The sequence below is a fragment of the Acidothermus cellulolyticus 11B genome (assembly GCF_000015025.1).
Lineage (GTDB): Bacteria > Actinomycetota > Actinomycetes > Acidothermales > Acidothermaceae > Acidothermus > Acidothermus cellulolyticus.
On record NC_008578.1, the window covers coordinates 405,120 to 418,638 of the forward strand.

The 13,519-nt window shown below is 68.5% G+C and carries 12 protein-coding genes; 7 read left to right on the plus strand and 5 right to left on the minus strand.

Annotated features, from left to right (window positions below; genetic code table 11):
* Window positions 1-24: 24 nt before the first annotated feature.
* Window positions 25-555 carry a 2'-5' RNA ligase family protein gene (locus tag ACEL_RS02020; RefSeq protein WP_011719228.1) on the plus strand — a complete coding sequence of 177 codons (531 nt, stop codon included), beginning with the start codon at window positions 25-27 and terminating at the stop codon, window positions 553-555.
* Between the two features lie 126 nt (window positions 556-681).
* Here ACEL_RS02020 and ACEL_RS02025 read toward each other — a convergent pair whose 3' ends face one another.
* Both ACEL_RS02025 and ACEL_RS02030 read right to left on the minus strand, forming a co-directional pair.
* Entirely contained in the window at window positions 682-888 is a 207-nt protein-coding gene (locus ACEL_RS02025; protein ID WP_041835241.1) for a cold-shock protein, read from the minus strand.
* Window positions 889-1,156: 268 nt separating this feature from the next.
* Window positions 1,157-2,416 carry a D-alanyl-D-alanine carboxypeptidase family protein gene (locus tag ACEL_RS02030; RefSeq protein WP_083760450.1) on the minus strand — a complete coding sequence of 420 codons (1,260 nt, stop codon included), beginning with the start codon at window positions 2,414-2,416 and terminating at the stop codon, window positions 1,157-1,159.
* A 211-nt stretch (window positions 2,417-2,627) separates the two neighbouring features.
* Here ACEL_RS02030 and ACEL_RS02035 point away from each other — a divergent pair, with 211 nt between their 5' ends.
* On the plus strand, window positions 2,628-4,019 hold the full coding sequence (locus ACEL_RS02035) for an NAD(P)H-quinone dehydrogenase (protein WP_011719231.1): 1,392 nt from the start codon (window positions 2,628-2,630) through the stop codon (window positions 4,017-4,019).
* A gap of 116 nt (window positions 4,020-4,135) precedes the next feature.
* On the opposite strand, the gene ACEL_RS02040 is transcribed toward ACEL_RS02035, so the two are convergent.
* The gene (locus tag ACEL_RS02040) at window positions 4,136-5,398 is read right to left on the minus strand and encodes a serine/threonine-protein kinase (RefSeq protein WP_011719232.1); all 1,263 of its coding nucleotides are present in this window, start codon (window positions 5,396-5,398) and stop codon (window positions 4,136-4,138) included.
* A 160-nt stretch (window positions 5,399-5,558) separates the two neighbouring features.
* Window positions 5,559-5,906, minus strand: coding sequence for a DUF5313 family protein (locus ACEL_RS11320; RefSeq protein WP_011719233.1), 348 nt, complete (start codon window positions 5,904-5,906; stop codon window positions 5,559-5,561).
* A 49-nt stretch (window positions 5,907-5,955) separates the two neighbouring features.
* On the opposite strand from ACEL_RS11320, the gene ACEL_RS02050 reads away from it, so the two are divergent.
* From ACEL_RS02050 to ACEL_RS02070, 5 genes are all read left to right on the plus strand, one after another.
* Complete coding sequence (locus ACEL_RS02050) at window positions 5,956-8,703, plus strand: phosphoenolpyruvate carboxylase (protein WP_011719234.1); 2,748 nt, start codon at window positions 5,956-5,958, stop codon at window positions 8,701-8,703.
* Window positions 8,704-8,710: 7 nt separating this feature from the next.
* On the plus strand, window positions 8,711-9,736 hold the full coding sequence (locus ACEL_RS02055) for a biotin--[acetyl-CoA-carboxylase] ligase (protein ID WP_011719235.1): 1,026 nt from the start codon (window positions 8,711-8,713) through the stop codon (window positions 9,734-9,736).
* A 58-nt stretch (window positions 9,737-9,794) separates the two neighbouring features.
* The gene (locus ACEL_RS02060) at window positions 9,795-10,319 is read left to right on the plus strand and encodes a PH domain-containing protein (protein ID WP_011719236.1); all 525 of its coding nucleotides are present in this window, start codon (window positions 9,795-9,797) and stop codon (window positions 10,317-10,319) included.
* A gap of 71 nt (window positions 10,320-10,390) precedes the next feature.
* Complete coding sequence (locus tag ACEL_RS02065; RefSeq protein ID WP_011719237.1) at window positions 10,391-11,203, plus strand: enoyl-CoA hydratase-related protein; 813 nt, start codon at window positions 10,391-10,393, stop codon at window positions 11,201-11,203.
* Window positions 11,204-11,211: 8 nt separating this feature from the next.
* A complete protein-coding gene (locus tag ACEL_RS02070; RefSeq protein WP_041835248.1) occupies window positions 11,212-12,129 on the plus strand; it encodes a hydroxymethylglutaryl-CoA lyase in 918 nt (305 codons plus the stop codon).
* Window positions 12,130-12,253: 124 nt separating this feature from the next.
* On the opposite strand, the gene ACEL_RS02075 is transcribed toward ACEL_RS02070, so the two are convergent.
* Window positions 12,254-13,510 carry an outer membrane protein assembly factor BamB family protein gene (locus ACEL_RS02075; RefSeq protein ID WP_049751332.1) on the minus strand — a complete coding sequence of 419 codons (1,257 nt, stop codon included), beginning with the start codon at window positions 13,508-13,510 and terminating at the stop codon, window positions 12,254-12,256.
* Window positions 13,511-13,519: the final 9 nt, after the last annotated feature.

Below are 13,519 nucleotides of genomic sequence, written 5' to 3' on the forward strand. Positions count from 1 at the left end.
GCGCCGTCTGCGTGGCCCGCGACGATGACCGAACGGGTTATCGGTGTCGCTATCGGAATACCAGAGCCGACGGCGGGCGAACTGCGCAAGTGGCGGGAGGCGTTCGGTGACCCGCTGGCAACGGCGGTGCCGCCGCACATCACGTTGGTGCCGCCGACCGTGGTGGCTGATGAGGACCTGCCGGCGATTGAGCAACATCTCGCCGAGGTGGCCGGCCGCCATGCCCGCTTCGACATCCAGCTGCGCGGCACCGGAAGCTTCCGTCCGGTGTCACCGGTCATTTTCGTCGCGCTGGCCACCGGAATCAGCAACTGCGAGCGCCTCGAGGCGGATTTGCGGAGCGGCCCGCTGCAGCGGCCGCTCAAGTTCTACTACCACCCGCATGTGACCGTCGCCCATGACCTCGACGACGAGACGCTCGATCGCGCCTTCGCCGAGCTTGCCGATTATCGGGCGTCTTTTACCGTCACCAGTTTTGGCTTGTTCGAGCAGGACGGCTCCGGTGTCTGGCATCCGCAGCGGGATTTTCCGCTCACCGGCGGTCAACCGGCGTAGGGCGGACGGCGCACCCGCGTTGGTTCGCCGGACGCCGGGCGTTACCCGAACGCCAGGCCTCGACAAGCGGTCAGGGCACCGACGGCCGCCGGCGGGTCGTGGGATGGCCGGCGTGTCGCCGGACGGTCAGCTCGACAGCGGGCGGACGGCGTCGGCCTGGGGACCCTTCTGTCCTTGGACAATCTCGAACTCGACCCGCTGATTCTGGTCAAGCGTCTTGTACCCCTCCATTTGGATGGCCGTGTAATGGACGAAGACGTCTTGACCGCCGTCCACCGCGATGAAGCCGAAACCCTTCTCGGCGTTGAACCACTTCACGGTGCCTTGTGCCACGGTGTACTCCTTATTGCTGGCCGGCGCCCGCCGGATTTTCTGACGCGTGTCGTTCACCGCGGTGAACCACACGGCGGAAAACTACCCTGCGTGATCGCACGATGGAAGGTCTTCCGGGAAATTGCCGACGAAATGCCGGTGATACGCCGTATTTCTGTCCGTTCGACTGGGTTGTCCACTCTGGAGCAGGACGGATCACGGGGCCGGCGGGTGGCCAGCCGGTTCGACGGCGCGGGACGGACCGTGACCGCGTGGATGTCGTTCCGGGTTACCGGCGGCCGGACGTGTCGTCCACGCGGGCGAGGCGGGACAGTCCTTCGAGGTACCGCGAATCGGTGACGACCCGGCCGCGGGTTCTGGTGCGCCCACGACGCAGCTGCCGCCGCCGGATCGCTGCGGCCCGAGCCGTCGCCCCGATGAAGATCGATCCACCGACGGCGACCGCCAACCCCGTTGCGAGGTCGCTTGCTCCCCGGTGGCGGGAAGACATCGACGGCCGGGCGGCGGCTGCGACGTGCGATGTGCCGGCCGGCAGCGAGGGTGCGGGCGCCTCCGCCGACGGCGATTTCAGGGGTCCCGGCGGCACGAGGGTTCCGATCGGGGTCGCCGTGCCGTCGACGGCGAAACCCCAGTCGAAGAGTCCCTTGACTTCGTCCCAGAAATTGGGCTGGTCCCGCATCACCGCGACGATGATCGTGTGACCGTTCCGCCTGGCCGCACCGACGTAGCTCGCCTGCGCCGCCACCGTGTATCCGTTCTTGCCGCCGATCATTCCGGGATAGGTGAGCAGCAGCCGGTCGTGCGTCTGAATTTGGTAGGACGCGCCTTTCGGCGCCGGGAATTGCATTCGCGTGATCGACAGGTAGGTGCGGAACGCGGGTATCGCCAACCCCGCCCGGAACATCAACGCGAGGTCATATGCCGACGACGCTTGGTTGGGAGCATCCAAGCCGTCGGGTGTTTTCGCCACCGTGTCCCGGGCATTCAGCCAGGCGGCTTCGGCGTTCATCTCGGCGAGGGTCTGCTCCAGACCGCCGTTGGCGTCCGCGAGGGCGACCGCCGCGTCGTTGGCGGACATCATCAGCATCGCCGTCAGCAGGTCGCGGACGCTGTAGGTCTGCCCGGCGACCACCCCGACCTTCGTGCCGTCCACCCGGACGGCGTCCGGCTGAACGACGACACCGGCGGCAGGGTCGAGGCGGGGGATCAGGGTGATCGCGGTGAGCACCTTGAGGGTGCTCGCCGGGGCGAGCTGGCGGTGGGCGTCCTTTGCGGCGAGGACCTCCCCGGTGTCGGCGTCCGCCACGATGAACGATGTCGCGGTCGTCGGCGGGAGAGGCGGCAGGTTCTCGCCGGTGCTGGTGACAACGCCGTGGACGCCGAGCAGCGGCCCGCCGAGCGGCGTACCTGCCGTGTCAGCCCGGGCACGCCGCACCGTGCCGGCACCAACGACGAGTGCGGCCTGCGCAAGAACGGCGATGACGAGGACGGCGTACCCGCCCGCGCGGCGCCAAGGGATGGCTGGCATGTGCGGCTTAGGGTAGCGAACGCAGCTGGGCCCGCCTCGGGGTGACGAACAGGTGTCGGCAAACCGCCGATGAGCGCGCGCATCCCACCCGACCCCGCACCCTGCCCGCGCGTCCCACCGGGCACTACGCCCACGCATCCGACCCCGCACCCTGCCCGCGCGTCCCACCCGGCACCTTGGGCGCGGTTCCGGTAGGAAACAATCGCCGATTGTGACCCGGGTCGTGATTATCGGCGGTGGTCCCGGTGGGTACGAGGCCGCCCTGGTTGCCGCCCAGCTCGGCGCGACGGTCACTGTCGTCGAGCGTTCGGGACTCGGCGGCGCGTGCGTGCTGACCGATTGCGTACCGTCCAAGACCCTGATCGCAGCAGCCGAGCAGGTGAGCGGCGTCGAACGGACCGGCGCCGAGGAGTGGACGACCTGTCGTTACGGCGCCCCGGACTTCGCCGTGCTCAATCAGCGGATTCGCGACCTGGCCCGCGCGCAGTCGCGGGACATTGCCGAGCGGCTGGCGGGTGAAGGCGTTGACGTCATCACCGGCACGGGCCGGCTGGTAGCCGAGGTAGGACGCGGCCACCGTGTCGCCGTGCGGCATGGCACCGGCGAGTCAGTGCTGGAGGCGGATGTCGTTCTGCTGGCGACGGGCGCCCGGCCGCGGCAACTCCCCGCTGCAGTCGTCGACGGCGAGCGGATTCTCACCTGGCATCAGCTCTACGACCTCCAGGCGGTGCCGGAACACCTCATCGTCGTCGGCTCTGGTGTGACCGGCGCGGAGTTCGCCGGCGCCTACCTTGCGCTCGGGGCGTCGGTGACGCTGGTCTCGTCCCGGGATCGTGTCCTGCCCAATGAGGATCCCGACGCGGCGGCCGTTGTTGAGGACGTTTTTCGCCGCCGGGGCATGGTGGTCGCCAACCGGTCACGTGCCGCGTCGGTGCATCGGACGAACGACGGCGTACTCGTGACGTTGACCGACGGTCGGCGGATCGAGGGAAGCCACTGCCTGCTGGCTGTCGGTTCGGTGCCGAATACCGAGGATCTCGGGCTTAGCGAGGTCGGTGTCGCGACGACGTCCGCCGGATTCGTCCAGGTGGACCGCGTCTCCCGTACGACCGTGCCGGGAATTTACGCGGCCGGGGACTGCACGGGAGTGTTGATGCTTGCTTCCGTTGCGGCGATGCAAGGGCGAATCGCGATGTGGCATGCGCTGGGCGAATCGGTCCGGCCGTTGCGGACGTCGACGGTGGCCGCGACGGTTTTCACTGCGCCGGAAATTGCCAGCGTTGGGGTGACGGCGCAGGCGGTTGCGTCGGGCGCGGTCGATGGACGGGCGGTGACGGTGCCGCTTGCCCGGAATCCGCGGGCCAAAATGTCCGGTATCGTCGATGGTTTCGTGAAACTCTTCGCACGCAAGGTCACCGGGGTCGTGCTCGGCGGAGTGGTGGTCGCTCCGAAGGCAAGCGAACTCATTCTGCCGGTATCCATGGCCGTTTCGGTGGGTCTTACCGTCGATGAGCTGGCGCAGACGTTCTCGGTTTATCCGTCCCTCTCCGGCAGCATCACCGAAGCCGGCCGGGCGTTGATGAACGCCATCTGGGACGACTGACCCGGGACACTGCCTGGTCGCGGCCGTGCCCGGGGCGCTGCCTGGTCGGGGCCGTGCCCGGGGCGCTGCGGGTCAATCCTGGGGCGCTCCCGGCCGGTCCTGGCGGACGCGTCGCGCTAGCGCTGCCGGTCAATCCCGGCCGTGATGACCGTGCCGGGCTGATGACCGGGAGGTGTCTTCTCCTTCGGTTCTTGCTGTATCGGCACGGTCGTTTCCTGGGATGGTGGTCCGGCGGACGGCGTCGGGGCGGGAGGTGACGCGCTGACAACGGCCGACGGGGTCGGTTGCGGTGCGTGACGTGGGGCACTCGGTGCGCTGGTGGTGAGCGCAAGGGACAGAGCTGCGAGGACGGCGAGCACCGCCGCGCCGATGACCGCGAGAACGACGCGGCGCCACCGTGCCGCCGTTGGGTGGGTCGCAACCGGGGGTGCGGCGTCGGCGGAATTGCTGCCGGCGGGCAGGAGAGCGGTATCCGCCGGACCATGCGGACGGGCCGGAAGGGGTCGTGTCTCGGCCTCCGCGCGCGCAGCCTCCGGGCTGGGGACAGTGAGCGCGACCGCCGGCCGGCCCAGCCACCTGCGGAGGAAGCGGGCGACCTGGACCGCGGATGGTCGTGCCGCCGGATCGGTCGCGGTCATCGCGGCGAGCATCGGCCGCAGCCCCGGGGGTGTGCCGACGTCGATCCGCGGCGGACGGGTCAACCGGGCCACCGCGGCTTCCACCGGCGTCCCGTCATACTCCCGCCGTCCAGTGAGGCATTCGAGAATCACCAACCCGAGCGCGTACACATCGGCGGCCGGACCGACCGCGCCGCCACGAACCTGCTCAGGCGCCAGATAACTCGCCGTGCCGATCGTCTGACCGGTCGCAGTCAGCCGGGTTGCATCGGCAAATCGGGCAATGCCGAAGTCGGTGAGGTAGGCGTAGTCCGCGGCGTCGAGCAGAATGTTCGCCGGCTTGACGTCGCGGTGCACGATGCCTCTGCTGTGCAAATAAGCCAGGGCGTCGGCTGCCTGGGCCGCAATGGCGGCGGTGCGGGTGACGTCCAGCGGCCCGTGGGTGAGCACTTCCGCGAGGGATTGACCGTCGATCCATCGCAGGACGAGATATGTCGTGTGGTCGCGGAATCCGGCGTCGAGCAGGTCGACGATGTGTGGATGGTCGAGCTGCGCCAGGACCCGCATTTCCTGCCGGAGACGCTCCGCCGCTGAGGCTGTCGTGGTGTCGCGGCGCAGCACCTTGACGGCGACCACGCGATCGAGCCGCCGATCGTAGGCGGCATAAACCTCCCCCATGGACCCGTGGCCGACCAGCGTGCGCAACTCGTAGCGATCTGCCAGAACGACAAGTTCTACGGCCAGAAGCCGATCACCTCCCATGGGTGGTGACCCCGTGACCGTCGGCCGGGGAGTCGGACGGGTGGACACGCCGAGTGGCAGCCGGGCTCACTGTGGTCGGCCGCCGCGCACAGGGCGGCTTATTCCCGCTGCCCGGGATTTCCAAGCAGGCCGCGGCGGTGCTCTCCCTCTCGTGACTCCCTCATCGTGCGTCGGTTGGACCCCCGAGATCAGGATCCTCGGGTACGGGTAGCTGGTGCTGGCGCAGCCGGGCGGCGCGCAGACTGTCGCCGTACATGGCAACAAGAGCGAGTCCGAGTCCGAACACCAGCCTGGCGATCAGGCCGCGCAACCCCCATGAACCGGGCAGTGCCAGGAAAACCGCGGCGATAGGGGTGAGGATCACGCACTGGCGGACAAGCATCCGGATCCGCCAGCCGGCATCGATGAGATCATGCTTGACCCACTCCCGATTCTCCGGCGGCAGCCGAAATCCCAGCGCGTAGCCCAGCCAGCGCAGGGTTGACGGATCACCGGTCCGGCGTGCCATCGGTGCGACTCCCTGCTACGGATCGGCAGCTGCTCGACGTGAGTCCGCCATGCCGGCGGTCGGACCGATTCCCGCATGCCGCGGGCGGATCGATCCTGATACGGCGCGGGCGGATCGATCCTCTTGCACCTCCGACGCTACGCTTACGCACGTGCCGCCTACCAGCGATGCTGCGCCGCCCGCCCTCTCCATCCGCGAGCAGGCCCGCCAGGAGATGCCGGAGCAGCTGCGGCGCGACGTCCGCCTGCTTGGCGAACTGCTCGGTCAGGTGCTGCGTGAGTACGGGGGCCAACAGCTTCTCGACGACGTGGAAGCGCTGCGGCGTGCGGTGATTGCTGCGCGGACCGGAGCGGGTCGGATCGAGGACGTCGAAGAGTTGGTCGCGCGCTGGCCGCTGTCCCGGGCGGAAGAGGTGGCTCGGGCCTTCACCGTCTACTTCCACTTGGCCAACCTCGCGGAGGAACACCACCGGGTGCGGGTCTTGCGCTCCCGCGATGGTCTGGGCACGGCCGGCGATTCGCTTGCCGCATCGGTCTCCGAGGTACGCGCACTGTACGGCGAGGAGCGGCTTGCGGAACTCCTTGCGGGATTGCGGGTCCATCCCGTGCTGACCGCTCACCCGACCGAGGCGCGGCGGCGTGCGGTCGTCTCAGCCATCGCCCGCGCCGGGGAACAGCTCGACCGGTTGGATGACCCGCGTGCGGGGGAGAGCGAGCGGGCGGATGCCCGCCGGCGGCTTCTCGAGGAAATCGACATTCTCTGGCGGACCGCGCACCTTCGCTCCACCGCGGTGGATCCCCTCGACGAGGTCCGGACCGCGATGTCCGCCTTCGATGAGACGCTGTTCCGGGTGATGCCCGCCCTGTATCGCGGGCTGGACCATCTGCTGCTCGGTGAGGAGTCGGGAGCACGGCGTCCTGCGGCACCGGCGTTTCTGCGGCTGGGCAGTTGGGTGGGCGGTGATCGCGACGGCAATCCGCTGGTCACGGCGTCGGTGACCCGTGCCGCGATGGCGATTCAGGCGGAGCACGTGCTTCTCGCGCTCGAGCGGGCGGCGACACGGATCGGCCGCACCTTGACGGCGTCCGCGGAAACCACGCCGCCGAACACTGCGTTGCAGGACGCGTTGGCGGAAGCACGGCGTCGCCTGCCGTCGGTCGTGGAGGAATTGGAAATCCGGGCGCCCGGTGAGCCGCACCGGGTGTACACCTTGTACGCAGCGGCCCGGGTGCGGGCGCGGCGTCGCGGTGAGCCCACGGGGTACCGGCATGCGGGCGAATTCCTCGCGGATTTGCGGCTGGTGCAAGAGTCCCTGGTCCAAAGCGGCGCCCATCGCCTGGCGTTCGGCGAATTGCAGCACCTCATCTGGCAAGTGGAGACCTTCGGTTTTCACCTTGCCGAGCTGGAAATCCGTCAACACAGCGCAATTCACGCCAAGGCACTGGCCGATCTCGACAGCGGCGGTCCGCGCTGGGAAATGACCGATGAGGTGCTCGAGACATTCCGCACGATACGTTGGCTGCAGGACGAGTACGGCGTGGATGCCTGCCGCCGGTATGTCATTAGTTTCACGCGGTCCGCGGAGGATATCGCCGCCGTGTACCGGCTTGCGGATCGGGCGACCGACGGGTCTCCGCCGGTCCTCGACGTCGTTCCGCTCTTTGAGACCGAGGAGGATTTGCGGCACTGCGTGCCGACGCTCGAGGCGGCGTTGGATATTCCGGAGGTCCGTGCCCGGCTTGCAGCCAACGGCCGCCGGATGGAGGTGATGCTGGGCTATTCAGATTCCGCCAAGGATGTCGGTCCGGTCTCGGCGACGCTTGCGCTGTACGACGCTCAGCAGGCGTTGGCGGATTTCGCGCGCCGGCACGATGTGCAGCTCACGTTGTTCCACGGTCGGGGTGGCGCGCTGGGTCGCGGCGGCGGTCCGGCGAACCGGGCGATTCTCTCTCAGGCCCCCGGTTCGGTCGACGGCCGGTTCAAGGTGACCGAGCAGGGTGAAGTCATCTTTGCCCGGTACGGAAATCCGGTCATTGCGCGTCGCCACCTGGACCAGGTCACCGCGGCGGTGCTCCTGGCGTCAACACCTGCTGTCATGGAGCGGGTCGCAGCCGCGGAGCGGAAATACCGCCCGGTCTTTGAGGCCGTCAGCCGGGCGGCGCGAACCGAATATCGCGGTCTCGTCGAGACACCTGGATTTGCCGAATACTTTGCCGCCGTGTCGCCGTTGCCGGAAATCGGTGCGCTGCGCATCGGGTCTCGTCCGGTCCGGCGATCCGCCGGCACGGATCTGGCGGACTTGCGGGCGATTCCGTGGAATTTCTCCTGGGCGCAGACGAGAGTGAACCTGCCCGGCTGGTACGGAATCGGCAGTGGTTTCGCTGCCGTCGGCGATGTGGACGCCCTTCGCGCGGCGTACGCGGAGTGGCCGCTGTTCACCACCATGGTCGACAATGTCGAGATGTCGCTGGCGAAAACGGATCGCGATATCGCTCAACGCCACCTTGCGTTGGGGAATCGGCCGGACATCGCGGACCGCATCCTTGCCGAATACGACCGGAGCGTCGAATGGGTGCTCCGGGTTCTCGGCACCACCCGATTGCTCGAAACCCACCGCGTGCTCGGCCAGGCGGTGCAGTTGCGCAATCCGTACGTCGACGCTCTCTCCCATTTGCAATTGCGGGCGCTCGCCGCCCTGCGCCGCGGAATTCCGGATGAGGCCGAGCGCGATCGTACGCTGCGCCTTCTGCTTTTGAGCATCAACGGTGTAGCGGCCGGCCTGCAGAATACCGGGTGAGCGTGCGGTGACGTCGCTTTCTCCGGCCGGCGGCGAATCCGCTACCGCTGGGGACTTCCGTGTCTCTGACGAGATCCCGCATTTCTCCGACGGCATCGCCTTGGGTTTCTCTGACGAGGCGTCGCGCTTCTCCGCCGAAATAACCGGCGGGCGTTGGGCGGCGTCCGACCCGACGATGTTCCGCATTGTCGCCAAGCCGGTTACCGCGTCCACCAATGACGACGTGGCCGCCGCGGCGCGAACCGGCGAACCGGAAGGCCTGGTCGTCGTCGCTGATTACCAGCGTGCCGGTCGAGGCCGCCGAGGCCGGAGCTGGCAGGCGCCGCCGGGAACGGCGCTCACCTTCTCTGTGCTGCTCCGTCCGGCTCGGCCGCTCGCGCCGCGTTGGCAGATATTTCCGCTGCTCGCCGGGATTGCCGTGGTCGAGGGCATCCGTGACGCGACGGGCATCACGCTCGGGTTGAAATGGCCGAACGACGTGGTGAGCCGGGACGACGCCAAGCTCGGGGGAATTCTTGTCGAGCGGTTGCCGGACGCCGACGATGCGCTCGTTGTTGGTATCGGCCTCAACGTGACGCTCGGACGGGATCAACGGCCCACTCCGACCGCGACGTCGCTTGCCCTGCTCGGAGCCGGGCAGACGTCACGCGGCGTGCTGTTGCGCAACATCCTGACTGCATTGGAGAACTGGTATCGCCGCTGGTGTTCGTGGGCGATGGAGAAACCGGCGACAGGAGGGCCGGGCGGTCCAACGTCGGACGCCGATCCGGCGACCCGGCCTGCCAACCCCGTGACAGGAGAGTCGGGCGGGCCGCGACCAGGTCCCTCCGACCACGTTGACCTCGATCCGGTGCTGAGCGCATACCGGGAGTACTCGGCCACGATCGGCCGACGAGTCCGGGTTGAGCTCGCTGACGGGACGAGGGTGGTTGGTATGGCAACCGGCATCGACCCGGACGGCGCGTTGCTCGTCGATACGGACGACGCTGGGGCTCGCCGGGTGACCGCCGGCGAAGTCGTTCACCTGCGGTGACCGCGCATCGCCCAGTGGCATGCGGCGGCCGGTTTGCGCGGCGTGACAGCATGCAGACATGGCGGTCCGGTTGCTCGCCGGAGAGCATGCTCTGCTGATGACGCGGCCGCACTGGCGGCGGCTGGTTGCGCCGGCGGTAACGCTGATTGTGGTCTGCGCACTCACCGGATTCGCCCTCGGTTCGGTGCCCAGCGGAACGGCCCAAGGTCCGATCCGATGGGCGATTCTCGGTCTCGCTGGCCTATTGGCGGTCTGGCGATGCCTTGTGCCGTATGCGCGGTGGCTTGCCGCGCGGTACGTCGTGACAAGCCACCGGATCGTCGTCCGGGACGGGCTACTGGTACGGCGCGGTACCGACATACCGCTGTCCAGGATCACCGATGTGGGATTTCGGCAAGGACCGGTCGAACGGCTGCTCGGCACCGGCACGCTCATTGTCGAATCCGGCGGTGCGCGCGGCCGCCTGGAATTGCCGGATGTTCCGGAGATCGACACGTTCTGTTCGATCGTGCACGAGCGCCTGGTCGGTTCGGCGATGGAATTCGGACGGGGCGGCGAGCCGGCTTCGGCGACGGAACTCTGACGGCGGCGGAAACCGGCACCCCGACGGACGTCGATCGGCGCGGCGGGGGCAATGGTCGCTAAGCTCGGCTCGTGACCAGTACCCACCGAGCGGCTCAGCCGGCCGGCGATGGTGTGCGGGTGGAGCGACCGGGTCCGCACGTTGTGCAGGTCATTCTCGACCGGCCGCAGGCGTTGAACGCGCTCTCGACGGAATTAGCCATTCAGATCGCCGGCATTCTGGCGGGAATTGCCGGAGAAGAATCGACCCGGGCGGTGGTTATTACGTCCTCGTCGCCGCGCGCGTTCTGCGTCGGGGCGGATCTCAAAGAGCGGGCCGATTTCACCGACGCGCAATTGCTGCAGCAACGACCGGTGATTCGGGATCTGTTCGCTGCGGTACGGCAATTGCCCATGCCGTCGATCGCAGGCGTCGCCGGCTACGCGCTGGGCGGCGGATGTGAGTTGGCCCTGTCGTGCGACGTCATCGTCGCCGACGAGAGCGCGGTTTTCGGCCTGCCGGAAGTCGGTGTGGGTCTTGTGCCCGGCGGCGGCGGTACGCAGTTGCTGCCCCGCCGGATAGGGCTCGGACGCGCCTGCGATCTGCTGTTCACCGGACGGCGGATCGACGCCGGCGAGGCCTTCCGGCTCGGCCTGGTCGATCGGTTGGTTCCGGTCGGGCACGCCGAGCAGGCGGCGCTCGACCTCGCCGAGGCGGTGGCGGCGAATTCGCCGGTTGCGGTGCGGGCGGCCAAGCGGGCAGTCCACGCCGCCTTCGGGGTGGAACTCCCGACCGGACTGGAAATCGAGGACGCTGCCTGGCAGACCGCGGCCACCAGCGCGGACCGCCGGGAAGGAATCGCTGCGTTCGTCGAAAAGAGGAAACCGAGGTGGACGACGTCTTGACCCGGTTGTTGCCGAGCCGGGTGAGCATTCGCGAGGTCGGCCCGCGCGATGGTCTGCAGAGCGAGCCGCCGATTCCAACCGAGGCGAAAATTCAACTGGTGGACGCCTTGTCGGCGACCGGTGTGGGGCGCATCGAGGTGACGAGCTTCGTGCACCCGAAGGCGGTGCCCCAGCTTGCCGATGCGGAACAGGTGTGGGCCGGCATTCAGCGTCGTCCCGGTGTGCGCTACTCGGCGTTGGTGGCCAACCGTCGCGGCGCGGAGCGGGCGCTTGACGCCGGATGTCAGGAACTCGCTGTCGTCGTTTCCGCATCGGAAACACATAACCGCGTGAATGTACGCCGCAGCGTTGAGGAATCCCTCGCCGACATCCGGGAAATCGTGCGGTTCGTCCACGGCAGGGGCGGCCAGTGCCACGTGACGATTTCCACGGCGTGGGGCTGCCCGTACGAAGGAGACATCGACCCTTCCCGGGTGGCCGCCATTGCCCGCCGGGTCTGTGACGACGGTGCTGACGGCCTGAGTCTGGGGGACACCACGGGAATGGCGACCCCCCGGCGGGTGTGGTCGCTGGTCGAAGCGCTGCGGGACGCCGTCGGTGATGTGCCGCTGAATCTGCATTTCCATGACACCCGAGGCACCGGCCTTGCCAATGTGCTGGCTGCGTTGCAGGTTGGGGTCACCGATTTCGACGCCAGCATCGGCGGGCTCGGTGGATGCCCGTACGCGCCGGGAGCGGCCGGAAACATCGCCACCGATGAGCTGGTCGCCATGCTGGACGACATGGGCATTGAGACCGGCGTCGATCTGGCGGCGTTGCTCGCTGCCGCCGAGCGCGCCGAGCAGCTCCTCGGCCGGACGCTGCCGTCGCGGTTGCTGCGGATCGGCCCGCGTACCCGGCTCGTGCCGATCGAAACCGCGTCGTGAATCGCCGTCACCGTCGCAATTCACCGCGACGCGGAGTCCTCGGATGCGACGCGGAGATCTTGGGCGTGACGCGGCGGCCTCGGCGGCAGCCGGAGATGCCGAATTCGGCGGGCCGGCGTCGCATTCAGCGGGTGGCGACGATGACGAGCATGCCGTGCTCGGTGCCGACGTACAGGTAGCCGTCGGTTGCCGCGGCGGGGGTGGCGAACCGGGTCAGGGAGTCGCCGAGAGCGGTCTGCCAGCGGACCGCTCCGGTTGAGGCGTCCAGACCATACAGCGTCCCCGACCGGTCGGTGGAGAGCACCGTGCCTGCCACCACGATCGGTGAACCCGGCGGTGCGGCGCGCCACACCGGCGTCATCGTCGATCCGGAAATCCGCACCGCGTGCACGCCGTTCGTGCATGGCACGTACACGAAGGGGCCGGCGGCGGCCGCCCCGCCGAATGCGGTGCACAGGGGCAGCACGGGGACCGCGCCGCCGACCCCGCCGAGCGCACCGGCTCGCAGGAGGTACGCCTTTCCGTCCTTTCCCGCAACGAAAACCTGCCCACTGGGCAGCAGCAGCGGTCCGGTGGTGCCGAGGTCGAGATCCGCGGCGTTCTCGTCGGCCCAATTCGCCGGCGCGTAGTAGGAGACCACGTGCCCGGCGGTGTCCAATTCGATGACCGAATCACTCATGTCGTACGGCCCGCTCGGGTCGGTCTGCGCGCCATTGCCGACGGCGACGAACAGGTGGGCGCCGTCGTACGCTGCACCCGGCGGCGCCCAGATTCCGGCTTCGCGGCTGCTCGGCACTTGGTAAATGACCGCGCTGCCGCCGGGAGTCGTCGTCGGTACGCCGACGAGATAACCGTGGTACGGCCCGCAGTCGCCGTACAGACCGCCGTACGGAATCCAGACCCGGCCGGCGGCGATGAGCAGGGCCCCGCGCTGCTGCTCCACCTCGGGGTGGGAGCCGGGCGGATCCACCGGACGGGTCCAGGCAAGCCGGCCGGACTCGGCGTCGACGGCAACCAACTCGTGGTGAAAACCGGCGAGGAACGCAACAGCGAAAACCAGCCCGGTGGCCGGGTCATACACCGGCGTGCCCGTGATGCCGCTTGGATCGATGTTTCCGCACGGCAGCGCACTGCCGTCGACCGGCGTGCCGATGTGCCGGGACCACGCGATCTGGCCGTCATCGCGAATGCCGTACAGCGTGTTGTTCTCGGTGGCGACGACGACGAGATCGCCTTGACCGTCCCGCACGACAATCGGGCTGCCGTAAACCGCGCCGTCCAGCTGGGCCCGGGCGATAACCCGCAGTTGACTGATCGCCGGGGCGTTCGGCAGCACCCCGCTGCGGAGGGTGTCGTGGTGGTACGTCGGCCAGATCGCCACGGGGTAGCC